The sequence below is a fragment of the Burkholderia sp. Bp9012 genome (assembly GCF_003853825.1).
In the GTDB taxonomy this organism is placed as follows: Bacteria; Pseudomonadota; Gammaproteobacteria; order Burkholderiales; family Burkholderiaceae; genus Burkholderia; species Burkholderia diffusa.
Map to the genome: position 1 here is coordinate 333,347 of NZ_QTQA01000003.1, position 17,054 is coordinate 350,400.

The 17,054-nt window shown below is 67.4% G+C and carries 12 protein-coding genes; 3 read left to right on the forward strand and 9 right to left on the reverse strand.

The genetic code is table 11. The features are described from left to right. The 5 genes from DIE11_RS05720 to DIE11_RS05740 form a co-directional block, all read right to left on the reverse strand. The gene (locus DIE11_RS05720; RefSeq protein ID WP_124622137.1) at positions 1 to 1,926 is read right to left on the reverse strand and encodes a (Fe-S)-binding protein; all 1,926 of its coding nucleotides are present in this window, start codon (positions 1,924 to 1,926) and stop codon (positions 1 to 3) included. Between the two features lie 2 nt (positions 1,927 to 1,928). Further along, on the reverse strand, positions 1,929 to 3,992 hold the full coding sequence (locus DIE11_RS05725) for an NADH:flavin oxidoreductase (RefSeq protein WP_124622139.1): 2,064 nt from the start codon (positions 3,990 to 3,992) through the stop codon (positions 1,929 to 1,931). Positions 3,993 to 4,066: 74 nt separating this feature from the next. Next, entirely contained in the window at positions 4,067 to 4,600 is a 534-nt protein-coding gene (locus DIE11_RS05730; RefSeq protein ID WP_006488993.1) for a DUF5943 domain-containing protein, read from the reverse strand. 139 nt (positions 4,601 to 4,739) lie between these two features. Further along, on the reverse strand, positions 4,740 to 5,711 hold the full coding sequence (locus tag DIE11_RS05735) for a dipeptidase (RefSeq protein ID WP_034186088.1): 972 nt from the start codon (positions 5,709 to 5,711) through the stop codon (positions 4,740 to 4,742). A 43-nt stretch (positions 5,712 to 5,754) separates the two neighbouring features. Continuing rightward, complete coding sequence (locus DIE11_RS05740) at positions 5,755 to 7,029, reverse strand: serine hydroxymethyltransferase (RefSeq protein ID WP_059600252.1); 1,275 nt, start codon at positions 7,027 to 7,029, stop codon at positions 5,755 to 5,757. 449 nt (positions 7,030 to 7,478) lie between these two features. On the opposite strand from DIE11_RS05740, the gene DIE11_RS05750 reads away from it, so the two are divergent. After that, positions 7,479 to 8,504 carry a GlxA family transcriptional regulator gene (locus tag DIE11_RS05750; RefSeq protein WP_059600253.1) on the forward strand — a complete coding sequence of 342 codons (1,026 nt, stop codon included), beginning with the start codon at positions 7,479 to 7,481 and terminating at the stop codon, positions 8,502 to 8,504. 55 nt (positions 8,505 to 8,559) lie between these two features. Here the strand turns inward: DIE11_RS05750 and DIE11_RS05755 are convergent, their stop codons facing one another. Next, positions 8,560 to 9,972 (reverse strand): discoidin domain-containing protein, encoded by a 1,413-nt coding sequence (locus DIE11_RS05755; protein WP_124622141.1) that lies wholly within the window; start codon positions 9,970 to 9,972, stop codon positions 8,560 to 8,562. Positions 9,973 to 10,256: 284 nt separating this feature from the next. Between DIE11_RS05755 and DIE11_RS05760 the strand changes: the two genes are divergently transcribed. Together DIE11_RS05760 and DIE11_RS36225 are read left to right on the forward strand one after the other, a co-directional pair. Next, positions 10,257 to 11,678 (forward strand): PLP-dependent aminotransferase family protein, encoded by a 1,422-nt coding sequence (locus tag DIE11_RS05760; protein WP_124622143.1) that lies wholly within the window; start codon positions 10,257 to 10,259, stop codon positions 11,676 to 11,678. An 8-nt stretch (positions 11,679 to 11,686) separates the two neighbouring features. After that, a complete protein-coding gene (locus tag DIE11_RS36225; protein ID WP_185633727.1) occupies positions 11,687 to 12,526 on the forward strand; it encodes an ATP-dependent serine protease in 840 nt (279 codons plus the stop codon). A 93-nt stretch (positions 12,527 to 12,619) separates the two neighbouring features. On the opposite strand, the gene fdhA is transcribed toward DIE11_RS36225, so the two are convergent. The 3 genes from fdhA to DIE11_RS05785 form a co-directional block, all read right to left on the reverse strand. After that, positions 12,620 to 13,816 (reverse strand): formaldehyde dehydrogenase, glutathione-independent, encoded by a 1,197-nt coding sequence (gene fdhA, locus DIE11_RS05770; protein ID WP_059600256.1) that lies wholly within the window; start codon positions 13,814 to 13,816, stop codon positions 12,620 to 12,622. 268 nt (positions 13,817 to 14,084) lie between these two features. Beyond that, entirely contained in the window at positions 14,085 to 15,275 is a 1,191-nt protein-coding gene (locus DIE11_RS05780) for an efflux RND transporter periplasmic adaptor subunit (protein ID WP_124622148.1), read from the reverse strand. Beyond that, a complete protein-coding gene (locus tag DIE11_RS05785) occupies positions 15,275 to 17,053 on the reverse strand; it encodes an efflux transporter outer membrane subunit (protein ID WP_409364562.1) in 1,779 nt (592 codons plus the stop codon). The genes DIE11_RS05780 and DIE11_RS05785 overlap by 1 nt, the downstream gene beginning before the upstream one ends. Position 17,054 lies beyond the last annotated feature (1 nt).

Genomic DNA, 17,054 nt, shown 5'->3' on the forward strand with positions numbered 1-17,054 from the left:
TCACTCCAGCGAGGCGGCAACGAGTTCGGCCACGTCGAGCACGTCGGGGCGCGGGCCCACGACGCCTTCGAGCATCGCCGTGCAGTTCGGGCATCCGACCGCGACCACGTCCGCGCCAATGGCGCGCGCGTCGGCGATGCGGATGTCGGGAATGCGCTGCTTGCCCGGGATGTCGGTCAGCGGCGCGCCGCCGCCACCGCCGCAGCAGCGGCCGCGCATGCCGTTGCGCTCCATCTCGACGACCTGGATGCCGATCGTCTTCAGCAGCTTGCGCGGCGATTCCGTCTCGCCGTTGTAGCGGCCGAGGTAGCACGGGTCGTGATACGTGGTGCGCTTCTCGCGCAGCGCCTCGACGGCCTTCGGTGCGATCTTGCCGCTGTCGGCCAGCTCCGCGAGGTAGGTCGTGTGATGCTTGACCGTCACGCGCAGCCCGAGCGCGCGGTATTCGTTGCGCAGGCTGTGCATCACGTGCGGGTCGGCCGTCACGATCTGCTTGTACGACAGCGAGCCGAGCGTGCCGATCAGGCGCTTCGCCATCTGCTGGAACGTCGCTTCGTCGCCGAGGCGACGTGCGACGTCGCCGGTGTCGGTCTCGGTTCCGCCGAGCACCGCGTAGTCGACGCCCGCCTTGTTCAGCACCTTCACGAATGCGCGCAGCGTACGCTGGTAACGCATGTCGAAGGCACCTTCACCGGCGACGAACAGCACATCGACCGGCTTGCCGGGTTGCGCGACGGGTGCGTTCAGGTCGACCGACCAGTCGTAACGTGCAGCCGTGTCGTAGCCGCCCATCGTGCCGGTCTCGCGCAGGTTCGCGAGCACTTCCTGGCCCTTGCCCGGCACCGTGCCGTGCACCAGGGTGCGGTTGCGGCGCATGTCGACGATCGCGTCGACGTGCTCGATCAGCATCGGGCACTCCTGCACGCAGGCACGGCAGGTCGTGCACGACCAGAGCGTCTGCTCCTCGATCAGGCCGGACACGATCGGGCCGTTCGGCTCGCCGCGATGCTGGCCGACCGCGAGGCCCGGCGTCGGGCTGCCGGCGTACGCGGCATCGGTGCCGCCCGCCATGCCGACGACGAGATCCTGGATCAGTTTCTTCGGGTTCAGCGGCTGGCCCGATGCGAACGCGGGGCACGCGGCCTCGCACTTGCCGCACTGCACGCACGCGTCGAAGCTCAGCAGCTGGTTCCAGCGGAATTCGACCGGCTTCGCGACGCCATACTCCTCGTGCTCGATGTCCGGCAGCTTCAGCGCGGTCGGCGGGGTGGCCGTGCCGTTGCCCGTGAACGATTCGCGGGTGGCCGCGAAACGTTCCTGGCGCGGGTGGAATGCGAGGTGCAGAAGGCCGGCGATCGCGTGCTTCATCGGGCCGCCCTTCGCGGCGCCGACGGTCATCGTGAATGCACCGGCGCCGATCAGCAGCGCGCAGAGCACCGCGAACGCACCCGACATCGCGCCGGCCGGCACGACCATGAACAGCACGAGGCCGAGCGCGAACGAGCCGAGCAGCCAGGGCAGCGCGTTCCACGGGCCGCGCGACAGGCGGGCGGGCACGTCCTTGGCCGCGCGGCGGCGCCAGACGAACACCACGCCGACGAGCATCGCGAGCGCCGCGAGGAAGATCAGCTTGTCGAGCCACGGCGAGTAGATCGCCAGGCCGTAGTTGACGAACACCAGCGCGAGCGCGGCGATCGCGCCGCCGGCGGTCGCGACGTGGGTCTTCGCGATGTACGGATCGCGGGCAACCACGTGGTGCAGGTCGACGAAATAGCGCTTCGGGATCGCGAACAGGTTCGCGACGCCGAACGAGCCGGGCGCCGTCGCGCGCCCGAGACGCCAGTAGGACGAGCGCTTCGCGACCGCGAACGCGAGCCCCGCCACCGACAGCCACAGCAGTGCGGTAATGAGGAAAGCCGGATTCATCTTTAGAAATCCTTGACGAGACGCAGCGAGTCGTAGATCGCACCGTGGACGTTGTGCATCGAGATGCAGTCGCCGACACGGAACAGCAGGAAGCGGCCGTTGCCCAGTTCTTCCGACAGGCACGGCTGCGGCTCGGCCGCGAACAGCGTGTGCGGATCGATCTGGCCGTGGTTCACCGACTCCGGCTTGAGCTTCCAGTACAGCTCGTCATTCGGCGACGAACCGTTCTCGATCACCACCTGGTCGACCGCGCGCTCTTCCAGTTCCTCGGTGTATTCGTTGCGCAGCACGGCGATCATCTTGCCGTTTTCCTCGTACACGCGATCGAGCATGGTGTTCGGCGTCGGGATCACGCCGAGCGCATACAGGCGGCGATAGAAGATCGGGAACGTCGTGCCGCCGCAATCGTCGGCCACCTTCACGTCGGGGGTCACGACCTCGACCTTCGAGCCGCGGCTCGCCATGAAGTCCGCCACGCCGGCGCCCGCATGGGTGCTCACGCCGTCGAACAGCAGCACGTTCTGCTTCGGCTCGACCTTGCCGGTCAGGATGTCCCACGAGCTGACGGCCAGCCCTTCGGCCACGCCCCAGGCCGGCACCTGCCACGTGAAGCTCGATCCGCCGGTCGCGAGCACGACGATGTCCGGCTTCTCGGCCATGATCATCTTCTCGTCGGCGGCGACGCCCAGGCGGCGATCAACGCCCAGGCGCTTGGTTTCCATGTCGAACCAGCGAATGATCCCGGACATCTGTTCGCGCTGCGGCGCCTTCGCGGCGATCATCACCTGGCCGCCCACTTCGGTGTTCTTCTCGAACAGCACCACGTCGTGGCCGCGCAGCTTCGCGACGCGTGCGGCCTCGAGCCCCGCGGGGCCCGCGCCGACCACCACCACCTTGCGCTTCGGGCCGCGCGACTTCTCGATGATGTGCGGCATCGTCGCTTCGCGCGACGTCGCGGCGTTCTGGATGCAGAGCACGTCGAGGCCGTTGTACTGGCGGTCGATGCAGTAGTTCGCGCCGACGCACTGCTTGATTTCGTCTTCCCGGCCGTCGCGGATCTTGATCACCATGTGCGGATCGGCGATCTGCGCGCGCGTCATGCCGACCAGGTCGATCATGCCGGTGGCGAGCAGGCGCTCGGCCTGGCCCGCGTCACGGATGCTCTGCGCGTGCATCACGGGAATCTTCACCACCGACTTGATGCCGGCCGCGAGGTGCACGAACGGCTCCGGCGGCAGCGCCATCGGCGGCATGCAGTTGGCGATCGTGTTGTGCGTGTCGCCGCCCGACCCGACCACGCTCAGGTAGTCGATCAGGCCCGTCTCCGACATCGCCTGCGCGATTTCCTTCAGTGCCTCGTGATCGAGACCGTCCTCGTGGAATTCGTCGCCGCACATCCGCAGGCCGACGCAGAAGTCCTTGCCGACCGCTTCGCGCACGGCCGTCAGCACTTCGATGCCGAAGCGCAGACGGTTTTCGAGGCTGCCGCCCCATTCGTCGGAGCGATGGTTCGAACGCTTGCTCCAGAACTGGTCGATCAGGTGCTGGTGCGCGGCGGAGATCTCGATGCCGTCCATGCCGGCTGCCTTCACGCGCTTCGCGGCCGCCGCGAAGTCGCCGATGATGCGGCGGATTTCCTCGATCTCGATGATCTTCGCGTTGCCGCGGTGCACCGGCTCGCGCACGCCCGACGGCGACATCAGATGCGGCCAGTGCTCGCCATGGAACGACGAGCGGCGGCCCATGTGCGTCGCCTGGATCATGATCTTCGCGCCGTGCTTGTGCATCGTGTCGGCCAGACGCGTGAGCGGGTCGATGATCTTGTCGTTCGACAGGTTCACCGACTTCCACCAGCCCTGCGGGCTGTCGATCGACACGGGGCTCGAGCCGCCGCAGATCGCGAGGCCGACGCCACCCTTCGCCTTCTCTTCGTAATAGCGGATGTAGCGGTCGCCCGGCAGGCCGCCCGGCTCGGCATACACCTCCGCGTGCGCGGTGCTGACGATCCGGTTGCGCAGCGTCAGCTGGTTCAGCTGCATGGGTTTGAACAGGTGGGGATAACGCATCGCAGGCGACCTCTGGCGTTCGAATGTCTCGTGTTGCGGGTGTTGTTGTGTTGCTGTGTCGTGATGTCAGCGCATCAGTGCGCGATCGGCGACACTTCGAAGACGCAGTGGTCGTGGTGCTCGGCCGCACACTGCACTTCCTTCGATTGCGCGCGCGGCGCGCCCTTGCCTTCCGGCGTCGTGTCGTTGACCCAGTCCATCGCGCCGGCGAACCAGCCCGCGAACATGTAGCAGAGCTTGCCTTCCTTGCCCGGCTGCTGGAGCACGAACGACGAGTGGCGCAGCTCGATCTTCGCGCGCGCGCTGGCCGGATCGGCCTCGATGATCGAGAACAGGCCCCAGCCGCGTTGCGACAGGCGCTTCAGGTAGTGCTCGAACACGGCCATGCCGGTCAGCCCGTGCAGCTTCGCTTCCTTGTCGCACCAGTGGTATGCGGACTTGTAGCCGGCCTTGTAGAGGATCTCGGCATACGCCTCGACGCCGAGCGCTTCCTCGACGGCGACATGGTTGTTCGTGAAGAAGTGGCGCGGCACGTACAGCATCGGCAGCGCGTCGGTGGTCCAGACGCCGGTATCGGGATCGACGTTGATCGGCAGTTGCGGTTGCATCGTGGTGACTCCGTGAGGAAAAAAGGCCGCGCGGTTCTAGCGCAGGCACGACATCGTCCGCGTGCCCGCGCTGCAAGCGCCGGCACGTCCCGATTGTTCTTGTGTTGAATCGCGGGCGGCGGTTCGGGTCGGCGGGCGCTTACGCGCCCCACACGTCCTTGAACACGCGCACCCAGTTCTCGCCCATGATCTTGCGGATGCGCGACTCCTTCCAGCCGTGGCGTTCCATCGCCGCGGTCAGGTTCGGGAATTCGCCGATCGTGCGGATGCCGTCCGGGTTGATCACCTTGCCGAAGTTCGTCAGCTGGCGATAGCGGCCCTTGTCGTGCGTCAGCATGTCGAAGAATTCCTTCGCGAAATCCTGCGTGAAGTCCGTGCCGATGCCGACCGCGTCTTCGCCGATCAGGTTCACGACGTAGTCGATCGCCTCGATGTAGTCGTCGATGTTCGCCTCGATCCCGCGCTTCAGGAACGGCGCGAACATCGTCACGCCGACGAAGCCGCCGGCGTCGGCGATTTCCTTCAGCTGTGCATCGCTCTTGTTGCGCGGATGTTCCTTCAGGCCCGACGGCAGGCAGTGCGAGTAGCACACCGGCTTCTTCGAGAACGCGATCGCTTCCGACGACGTGTTGCCGCCCACATGCGACAGGTCGACCATGATGCCGACGCGGTTCATCTCGGTGATCACTTCGCGGCCGAAGTCGGACAGGCCGCCGTCACGCTCGTAGCAGCCCGTGCCGACCAGGTTCTGCGTGTTGTAGCAAAGCTGCACGACGCGCACGCCCATGTCGGCGAACGCCTCGATGTAGCCGAGGTTGTCCTCGAATGCGTGCGCGTTCTGGAAGCCGAGGATGATGCCGGTCTTGCCTTCCTTCTTCGCACGGAAGATGTCGTCGGTCGTGCGCACCAGCGTCAGCAGTTCGCCGTTGTCGCGGATCTTCTTCTTCATCACGCCGATGTTGTCGACGGTCTTGGTGAAGTTCTCCCACACCGACACCGTGCAGTTCGCGGCCGTGATGCCACCCTTGCGCATGTCCTCGAACACCGGCTTCTCGAACTTCGAGATGTTCAGTCCGTCGATGATGATGCTGTCCTGATGCAGCGTGCTCATATCTGCCTCTCGCTCCAGTTTCTGCTTTTGTGGGGGTCGTCGATCAGTAAATCGGGAAGCGCTCGCAGAGCGCGAAAATCTCGCGGCGCACGCGCTGTTCGGTCGCGTGGTCGCCTTCCGGGTTCGCGCGCAGCGCGTCGAACACTTCGAGAATCAGGCGGCCGACCTCGCGGAACTCTGCGACGCCGAAGCCGCGCGTCGTGCCGGCCGGCGTGCCGAGGCGGATGCCCGACGTGACGGTCGGCTTCTCGGTGTCGAACGGAATGCCGTTCTTGTTGCAGGTGATGCCCGCCCGTTCCAGCGCCTGCTCGACCGGCGCGCCCTTCAGGCCCTTCGGACGCAGGTCGACCAGCAGCAGGTGGTTGTCGGTGCCGCCGGTGACGAGGTCCACGCCGCCCGCCTTCAGCACTTCGCCAAGCGCCTGCGCGTTTGCGAGCACGTTGTCGATGTAGGTCTTGAAGTCCGCGTGCAGCACTTCGCCGAACGCGACGGCCTTGCCGGCGATCACGTGCATCAGCGGGCCGCCTTGCAGGCCGGGGAACACGGCCGAGTTGATCTTCTTCGCGATCTCTTCGTCGTTGGTCAGCACGAAGCCACCGCGCGGGCCGCGCAGCGTCTTGTGCGTGGTCGACGTGACGACGTGCGCATGCTCGACCGGGTTCGCATGGCGGCCGGCGGCGATCACGCCCGCGATGTGCGCCATGTCGACCATCAGCTTCGCGCCGACGCTGTCGGCGATCGCACGGAAGCGCGCGAAGTCCAGCGCGCGCGGGTACGCCGAGAAGCCGGCGATGATCAGGTTCGGCTTGTGCTCGTGCGCGAGCGCTTCAACCTGGTCGTAGTCGATACGCATCGTGTCGCGGTTCACGCCGTATTGCACGGCATTGAACCACTTGCCCGACAGCGCCGGCTTGGCGCCGTGCGTCAGGTGGCCGCCGGCGTCCAGCGACATGCCGAGCACGGTGTCGCCCGGCTTCGCCAGCGCGAGCATCACCGACCCGTTCGCCTGCGCGCCCGAGTGCGGCTGCACGTTCGCGTAGCCGGCGTTGAAGATCTGCTTCACGCGCTCGATCGCCAGCGCCTCCACCTCGTCCGCGAATTCGCAGCCGCCGTAGTAACGCTTGCCCGGATAGCCTTCCGCATACTTGTTGGTCAGCACCGAACCCTGCGCCTCCAGCACCGCGCGCGACACGATGTTTTCCGACGCGATCAGCTCGACTTGCGACTGCTGGCGCTCGAGCTCCTTCAGGATGGCGCTGCGCACCGGAGCGTCGCGCTCGGCGAGGGGCTGCGAGAAGAAAGGCTGGGTGTTCGACATAGTGCGTCCGTGACGAAGAATAAAGGGCGTGCAACCGAAGCTCGAGGCCCGCCATACCTGGGTTTCCAGCGCATCCAGTGCAAGGCTGCCGACGGCTCTATTCTTGTCGTTCGGATTTTCGGCGGATTGATGAATTTAGACGCGTTCTTTGCCTTTTCCGCCATGCGCGTCCGTTTTGTACAAGTGACCGGTCGTGCTTTTTCCGATGACGAAGCAAACCGGCGTGTGCGGTTTGTCCACGGACAGGCACTTCGCCGGTGCCTGAGCTGCGCGTCAAGGGTGCAGCGCAGCCCGCTTACGGTGCAGTGCAGCATCCGCCTTCCACCCTTACAACGTATGCAGCTAGGGTTTAGCCGTATGGCACGCTTGTTGCGCTCGCTCACACAATACGGCAGCCCGATCCGTGCCTCTCGGGCCAAAAGCTATTAGAGATTCAAGGAACGCCCCCCATGTCGCCCGACCGCACAGCGTCGCTGTCCCACTTCGCGTTCATGCCTTTACCGAACTTCACGATGATCGCGTTCACCAATGCGATCGAGGTGCTTCGGATGGCGAACTACCTGAGCGGCCAGCCGCTCTATCGCTGGTCGATCATCAGCCCGGAAGGCGGCCCGGTCACGGCGAGCAACGGCCTCACGGTCGACACGGGCCCGGCCGAATGCGTGGGGCAGCCGGATATCGTATTCGTGTGCGGCGGTGTCGACGTGCAACGCGCGACCACGCCCGCCCATCTGTCGACGCTGCGCCGCTTCGCGCGCATGGGACTGCCGCTCGGCAGCCTGTGCACGGGCACCTATGCGCTCGCGAAGTCGGGGCTGCTCGCGGGCTATGCATGCGCGATCCACTGGGAAAACATGTCGGCGCTGAAGGAAGAGTTTCCGGACACGCGCTTCCTGAAGGAACTGTTCGTGGTCGACCGCGACCGCATCACGTGCACGGGCGGCGTCGCGCCGCTCGACATGATGCTGAACCTGATCGCCGCGCGCGTGGGCACCGCGCGCGTCACGCAGATCGCCGAGCAGTTCATCGTCGAACACGTGCGCGACACGAGCGCGCAACAGCGGATGCCGCTCGTCGCGCGGCTCGGCTCGGCGAACAAGTCGCTGTTCGAAGTGATCTCGCTGATGGAAAACAACATCGAGGAGCCGCTGTCGCGCGAGGAACTCGCACGACTCGCGAACATGTCGCAGCGCCAGTTGCAGCGCCTGTTCCGCGAGCATCTCGGGATGACGCCCACGCACTATTACCTGACGCTGCGGCTGCGCCGCGCGCGCGAGTTGCTGCTGCAGACCGACATGTCGATCATGCACATCACGATGGCGTGCGGCTTCCAGTCGGCCTGCCACTTCAGCAAGAGCTATCGCGATGCGTTCGGCGTCGCGCCAACGCGCGAGCGCCGCAAGCAGGTCGCGCCGCTCGCGCAGGGCGCGGCAGCTGCCGCACCGGCGTTTCCGGCGCATGTGATTCACGCGTGACGCGGGCGTGGCGCGATAAAAAAGGCGGCCTCGAGGGCCGCCTTTTTGCTGGGGCTTACGATCCCCACACCTGCATTTCGTCGAGCGAGTAACCCCACTGCGTCGCCCGCTTCGTGCCGAGCATCCGCACGTAGCGGCCCTGCGCGTTCAGGTTCGGCAGCGTGACGTGACCGTACGACACGCCGTTGTTCGTCGAGTAGACCGTCGTCCAGTTCGCGTTGTCGGTCGACGTCTGGATCTGGTAGACGAGCGCGCCCGCGTCCCAGTAGAGATCGACGCTGCTGATCTTCTTCACCGCGCCGAGATCGACGGAGATCCATTGCGGATCGACGCCCGCGCCTTCCGGCGAATCCCAGCGCGTGCTCGTCGTGTTGCCGTCGAACGCCTTGTCCGCCGTCAGCGATGCGTTGTAGCTCGCCGACGCAGCAGCCGGACGACCTTGCGACAGCAGCATCGGCTGCGCGGCGGCCGGGCCACCGTAGTAGCTCGAGCCGAGCTTCGCCTTGGTCGTGTCCGCATTCACGCCGAACTGCGACAGGCTCCAGCGCTGGCCGGTGGTCACGTCGCCCACATAAAGCTGGTAGCCGCCCGCCGTCGTCGACGAGAAGAACACGTAGTTCGTGCCGCTCACCGGCGCCGGATCGGAGTTGTTGCTCATGCAGTCGCTGATCGGCAGCGCGTTCGGCGTCGACGCCGGATCCGCGGTCTTCGCATAGATCTGGTCGGCACCGCCCGTGTCCTTCCAGCGCGCGTAGAACACCATGCCGTCGCCGCGTACGATCGGATAGTAGGTCTGCAGACCGGCCGGATGATCGAACACCGCCGTCGTGCCGGTCGTGATCGTGCGCTTCATCAGCCCCATGTTCGAGCCGGTGCCCGTCGCGTAGTAGACGGCGCTCGCGTCCGGCGCGAGGAACGGCATCGAGTATTCGGCGCCCGCCGGTGCGTTGGTCAGGCTCACGACCGACGTGAACACCGGGCCCGTGCTCGTGTACGACAGCGTGCCCTGCTTCACGTCGCCGTTCTGCTTGAACACGAGCGTCTTGCCGTCGGCGCTGAACTTCGGATCCTCGTTGCGCGTCGCGCCCGTGCTGTTCGTCAGGTTGACCGGCGGCGTGCCGGCGCCGAGCTGCAGCATGAACACGTTCCAGGCGCCATTGCTGATACCCATGAATGCAAGCCACTTGCCGTCGGGGCTGAACATGCCGTTCATCGGATCGGTGATGCCCCAGCTGCTCTTGCTCAACTGCGTGAGCGTGCGGGCCGAAAAGTCGTACAGGAACAGCTGGCTCGTGCCGTCGCCGTACTTGACGTAGCTGTGATAGACGAGCTTGCCGGTCAGTGCGGCGGGAAACGACGCATTGGATTGGGTCGGGGGATTGTTGATGCAGGCCGCTTCGGCGGCGCCGCCGAGCAGGTTGAGCGCGAGGCCGCCAACGAGGCCCGCGACGAGGAACTTCGATTTCACGCTGATTGCTTCCGGGTAAGGTAAGGACGTTGCGCACCCGGTCCCGCACATGGTGCGCGGTCGTCACGGATCCGCCGTCAGGGGGCGTGAAGACCGTATCGATCACGCATCGGGAATAAGGCTTGCGAAGAATGCCGGTTCGCTGGTCTGAAGAAAAGGATCAGAGTCGGCCGAAAACGTGCGTATCAGCGGGTTGCGGATGAACGATTGGGGGCGGGATTGAACGCGGCGGACGCCGTGCTACTCTTTTTTCAGCGACGGCCGTGATCGGCCGGAGGCCAGGCATGAAGCGATATGCGGTGCTCGCACAGACGATTGCCGATTCGATCCGGCGCGGCGACCTGCCGGCAGGCGCACGCATTCCGACCGTGCGCTCGGCATGCAGCGCCTATCGTGTCAGTCCTTCCACCGTGTTTCGCGCGTACTACGCGCTCGAAAGCGAGGGCTTGATCGTCGCGCGCGCGCGTTGCGGTTATTTCGTTGCGAACCTCGATGACAAGCGCGTGCGCGCGGGTCGCGACACACCGCGCAAACCGGCTGCATCGCAGACCGGCGGCGACGATGCGCTGTTCCAGCTGATCGACTCGCTCAAACGCGACGACATCGTGCCGCTGGGTTCCGCGTTCGCCAGCTATTCACTGTTTCCGATGAGCAGCCTGTGGCGATATGCGGCGACGGCCGCCCGCAACATGGACCGCGAGAAACTGCTGGCCGGCCTGCCGCCCGGCAACGAGGCGCTGCGCCGCCAGATTGCGTTGCGGTACCTGAACGCGGGCGCGTCGTTGCCGATGGAAGAAATCGTCATCACGACCGGCGCGGCGGAAGCGCTGACGCTGAGCCTGCAGGCGCTCACGCGCCCTGGCGACCTGGTCGCGATCGAGCGCCCTGCCTTCCCCGCGGTGCTGCAAGCCGTGCAGCGGCTGCACCTGAAGGCCATCGAGATTCCGGTTGACCCGCGCACCGGCCTCGACCTCGACGCGCTCGCCGACGTGCTCGACACTCATCCGGTGCGCGCGTGCTGGTTCATGACCTCGTTTCACAACCCGACCGGCGCGACGCTGCCAGACGAGCGCAAGCGCCGGCTGATCGAACTGCTCGCATCGCACCAGGTGCCGCTGATCGAGGACGACGTGTTCGGAGAACTACATTTCGGCCCGACGCCCACGCGCCCCGCGAAACTGTATGACGACAACGGGCTCGTGCTGCATTGCGGTTCGTTCTCGAAGTGCCTCGCCCCCGGTTTCCGGGTCGGCTGGGTCGCGGCCGGACGTTACGTGAAGCAGATCAGGCAGGTGAAGAACGCGAGCGCGCCGGCGGCGGACGTGCCCGCGCAGATGGCCGTGTCCAGCTATCTGCGCAACGGCGCGTACGACCGCTTCCTGCGCAGGCTCCGGCTCAACCTCGCGGCCCACCAGGCGCAGATGCTCGCGGCCGTTCGCGCGTACTTCCCGGCCGACACCGAGGTGTATGCCCCGCGCGGCGGATATTTCCTGTGGATCGAATTGCCGCCGCACGTGGATGCGATGCAGTTGTTCGGCGACGCGATGGAGAATGGGGTCAGCCTCGCGCCCGGGCCGATCTTTTCGATGACGGGCGCCTTTCACCGCTACGTCCGGCTGAACTATGGCCGACCGTGGACCCCTGCCGTCGAGGACGCGATGCGCACCATCGGAAGGCTCGCGGGGCGGCAACAGCAGACGAGGTAGCAACGATCATGCAAGTCCTGCCCAACCGGAAAGTCCGCACGCGCGACACGCTGCGCGGCGCACTGAACCTGCGTGCCGAGCCGCGCGCCACCGTCAGCCAGCGCTGCCGGCAGTGCGGCTTCATGGCGTTCCGCGCCAGCGAGCAGTGCCCCGTCTGCGGACAGGGAGGCTGGCCGTTCGCGCCGCTGCGCCGATCGAACGACGATGCGCCCGCCGCGCAGGCCACGCCCCCGCACGAGGCGCAGCCCGTCCCGACGTGGTCGTCGCGCGTCGCGGCCGCGGTGCGCGGCGCGGCGGTCCAGCGGCCGCGGGCGTCGAGCGCGCCGCTGCTGAGCATCCTGACCCTCGTGATGCTGGTCGGCGGCTATGTGACGTATGACCGGACGTGCCGGGTGGATCCCGTCTGTCGCGGACCGGGCGCGTCGCGCCCGGTGACGGCTTACGCCAGTCTGCATGCGGCTGACGCGCCGACGTTGCCGGTCGGGCCCGCGCCCGCGCCCATCCAGGCATTTCATCCGGCCGAGCGCGCGGCAGTCGACGCCGATCGGCTCGCCGACGCCAACGTCGACACCGACGCCGATCGGTCGAGCAAGGCCGCTCAACCCGGCAATGCGGGCACGCCCCGACACGCGGCAGGACGCCCGATGACGACGCTCGCGCGGCACGCGCCGCCGGTTCACGGACCGGACAGCGCGCGCGGCGGCGGCATCCGCGTCGCCGACTGGAAAGGCGGTGCCACCGCGACGCGACGCGGACACGCGATACGCCGCGTGACCCTGCATACGCGTCATGGTCGGCGCGCGATGGCGAGCGGGGCCGAAACGGCGATGATCTATCGCGGGCATTGAGCGCGCGGCGCACGGCGACCGCAGCCACGCCCACAACGAAAAACGGGCGGCACCGTCTCCGGTGCCGCCCGCTTCGTGCCCGTCGTTCGTGCGTCAGGCCGCCAGCAAGCCGTGCGGATCGATCACGAATTTGCGCGGCGCGCCGCCGTCGAACTTCTTGTAGCCTTCCGGCGCCTGGTCGAGCGAGATCACTTCGACGTTGACGATCTTCGCGATCGGCAGACGGTCGAACAGGATTGCCTGCATCAGGTTGCGGTTGTATTTGAGCACCGGCGTCTGGCCCGTGAAGAACGAGTGCGACTTCGCCCAGCCGAGGCCGAAGCGGATGCTCAGGCTGCCGTGCTGCGCGGCCTTGTCCTTCGCGCCCGGATCGTCCGTCACGTACAGACCCGGGATGCCGATCGCGCCGGCCGGCCGCGTGATTTCCATCAGCGAGTTCAGCACCGTCGCGGGCGCTTCCTCAGAATGGCCCGACGAACCGTGGCCGTGCGCCTCGAAGCCGACGCAGTCGACCGCGCAATCGATCTCCGGCACGCCGAGGATCTGCTCGATCTGCTCGCCGAGCGACGCGTCCTTCGACAGGTCGACCGTCTCGAAGCCCATCGCCCGCGCGTGCGCGAGGCGTTCCGCGTTCATGTCGCCGACGATCGTCACCGCCGCGCCGAGCAGGCGCGCCGACGCGGCCGCCGCCATGCCGACCGGGCCCGCGCCCGCAATGTAGACCGTCGAGCCCGGCTTCACGCCCGCGCTCACCGCGCCGTGATAGCCGGTCGGAAGAATGTCGGACAGGCAGGTCAGATCGCGAATCTTCGCCATCGCCTGGTCACGGTCGGGGAATTTCAGCAGGTTGAAGTCCGCGTACGGCACGAGCACGTACTCGGCCTGGCCGCCGATCCAGCCGCCCATGTCGACGTAGCCGTAAGCACCGCCGGCACGCGACGGGTTCACGTTCAGGCACACACCCGTATGCGTGTCCTTGCACATCGCGCAGCGGCCGCATGCGACGTTGAACGGCACCGACACGAGATCACCGATCTTCAGCGTCTCGACGTCCGGGCCCACCTCGACCACTTCGCCCGTGATCTCGTGACCGAGCACGAGGCCGACCGGAGCGGTCGTGCGGCCGCGCACCATGTGCTGGTCGGAGCCGCAGATGTTCGTGCTCACCACTTTCAGGATGACACCGTGGCCGATCGCGCGGCCGGTCGGATCGACCATTTTCGGATAATCGATCTTCTGCACTTCGACCTTGCCCGGCCCAAGATAGACGACACCTCGATTGCTGCTCATCGTATTGTCTCCATGTCTCGTTGATGGCGCTGCCGCGCGCCGACGGATGCGGCGCTACGCAACGTGCTGTTCGAGAGTAGTCCCGGAGGTGGGGGCCCCGATGTCTCAAACGCGACATGCGTTTGAACGGTGCCGACATCCATGGCGGAAACACGAAAGTCGGGGCAGGAAAGACGGCCGGAGTGCGCGATCGTGCACGGCACGGAACGCGTGAGCGCGCGACCCGGCCGATCGGCGCGAGCAGGCCGCCCCGTCGGTCGGGTGCGCGTTACCCGCCCTGATTCTCGCGAACGATCGCGGCGGCCGCCGCTTCCGCGTCGCTCGCCACCCCGTCGTGCACGCGCGTACTGACGGCCGGCGTCGGCGGCTCGCTGTCGAGCGCATGGCCGTCGCGGTTGCGCGTATCGACCGTCGCACGCATCGACAGCCCGACCCGCAGCGGATGCGCGGCCAGATCGCGGGGATCGATCGCGATCACGACCGGCACGCGCTGCACGACCTTGATCCAGTTGCCGGCCGCGTTCTGCGAGGGCAGCATCGAGAACGCGCTGCCGGTGCCGGCCGAGAAGCCCTGCACGCGGCCGCGATAGGTCACGCGCGAGCCGTAGAGATCCGACACGATCTCGACCGGCTGCCCGATGCGCATGTGGCGGATCTGCCCTTCCTTGAAATTTGCCTCGATCCACAACTGACTGAGCTGCACGATCGACATCAGCGGCACGCCGGGCCCGACCTGCTGGCCGACCTGCACCGAACGTTGACCGATCGTGCCGTCGACCGGCGCGACGATCGTCGTGCGCTTCAGGTTCCGGTACGCGAGCTTGAACTGCGCGGCCGCCTGCACGACGGCCGGGCTTTCGTCGACGGGCAACCGGGTGCCGAGCGCGCGCGCCGCATCGAGCTGCGCCTGTGCGGCCGCGAGATTGGCCTGCGCACCGGCGACCGCCGCGCGCGCGCGCGCCAGTTCCTCCGGCGCGACGATCTCGACCGACGCGCCCGAGCGCGCGGCGAGCGCGCGCTGCGCGAGCGACAGGTCGGCCTGACGCGCGGTCACGGCTTCGACGTACATCGTGTTCGAGATCTTCGCGTTCGCGACCTGCCGCACGGCCTGCACGAGCTGCGCCTTCGCCTGTGCGAACGCGACGGACGCCTCGGTGTCGTCGAGCCGCACCAGCGTCTGCCCGGCACGCACGGCCTGCGTATCGGCGACCAGCACGTCGGTCACGGTGCCCGGAATCTGCGCCGCGACCTGCACGATGCTGCCCGCGACGTACGCGTCGTCGGTGTCTTCGTAATAGCGGTCACGCAACAGCCAGAACGCGATCCAGACGAGCGCGGCCAGCAGCACGACCGCGAAGAACAGCGTGAAGCGCTTGCGGCGCGTCGCCCGGCGCGCGTCGAGTGCGGGATCGTTCAGGGCAGCCGGCTGCGCGGCGGTATGAAGGTTGTCGTGGTGCATCAGTCGCTTTGCGTAACGATCAGGCGGTCATGCTGGAACAAGGGGATCGGCGGCATGGCCGACGGGCCCGGCGCTGGATTCACTGCCGCCGTGCGCGCGGAAACGGGGGCGCCGCGAGGCGTCGCGCCGACGGCCGGCGTGCGGGCCGCGTCGTCGCGTCGTGCGGCCGCCGCATTCGATGCTGCGACGACCTGCGGGACGGCCACGCTCCGCGCACGCGCATCGGCCGACGGCCCCGCCACCGACTGGCTGGTGGTCGCGGTGGCGGTCGCAGCGGCCGCGGCGGGCGCTGCGGATGTGGCGATCGAAGCACCGCGCTTCGCCGCCCCGCCGCGCGCCCGATGCACGGGCGGCGCCTGCGCGACCGTCGCGCCCGCGTCGAACCCGCCGCCCAGCGCACCGATCAACCCGACACGCAGCGTCCGCTGCCGGCCGAGCAACGCGATCATCTGTGCGCGCTCGTCGATCAACGTGAGATCCGCGACATCGACGTCCTTCTGCATCAGCACGCCGCGCCGATGACGGTCAGTCGCAATCTCCACGATCTTTTGCGCGGCCGCGACCGCGTCCTGCTGCTGCGCGACGAGCGTCTGCGACGTACGCAGAGACGTGACGATCTGCGCGACCTGACCGAGCGCGTCGTCGACGGTCTTGTTGTACAGGCCGATCGCGACGTCGGCCTGCGCGACGTCCGCGCCGAGCTTCGCCTTCAGCCGGCCGCGATCGAACACCGGCAGCGAGATCGCCGGGCCGACGGAGCCGCCAAGCGCGTCGCGCGAGAACAGCGACGCGGGCGTCAGCGCGAACACGCCGCCGAGCGCGACGAGATTCACGTCCGGATAGAACTGCGCGCGTGTCGAATCGGCATTCGCGAACGCGGCTTCGACACGCAGCCGCGCGGCGACGATGTCGGGCCGCCGGCCCAGCAGATCGGCCGGCAGCCGCGCGGGCAGCGCGCCGCCGGCCAATGCGCCGACGCGCGGCCGCTGCAGCGCGAGCCCGCGCTCCGGGCCGCGGCCCGACAGCACACCGAGCTGCAGTTGCGCGAGCTTGATCTGCTCGTCGTTCAGCGCGATCTGCGCGAGCAGCTTGCTGCGCTTGATCGATGCGTCGCTCGCGTCGTACGCGTTGTCGAGCCCGCGCGCGGTACGCTCGCGCAGCACGGCCGTCACGCGCTGACTGACCTTCAGCTTCTGCTGCAGCAGATCCTGCGTCGCGTACGCCTGGTCGAGCTGGCAGTACACGGTGACGATCGCGACCGCCAGCGTGAGCCGCACCTGCTCGGCCTCGACCCGCGCCGCTTCACGCAGCGACATCAGGCTCTTCGTCGCCGCGCGGTTCTTGCCCCACAGGTCGAGCTGGTAGTTGAGCCCGACGAACACCGACGACGGCGATACGTTCGGATCGCCAAATATCTCGACCGGCACGCGATAGCCGCCGACCGACACGTTGGCGACGTCGTCGCCCGGTTTCGGCATCCGCGCGCGGCTGACCGTTGCGCCGGCCGTGCCCGTCAGCCCCGTCAACGAATCGAACTGCTGAAGCTGCGCCTGCGCGATCCGCAAGCGCGCCTGAGCGACCTGCAGGTCGGGATTGTTTTGCGATGCCTCGGCGACCAGCGCGTCGAGCTGCGGATCCTGCAGTTGCTTCACCCAGTCGGGTGCGGGCCACGCACCGTTCACGCCGGGGCCGGCCGTGTGCGCGAGCGCATCGTCGGCCGGCGCGCGCAACGACAGCGACGGCAGGAAGCCCGTCGGCACACATCCGCCCAATGCCATC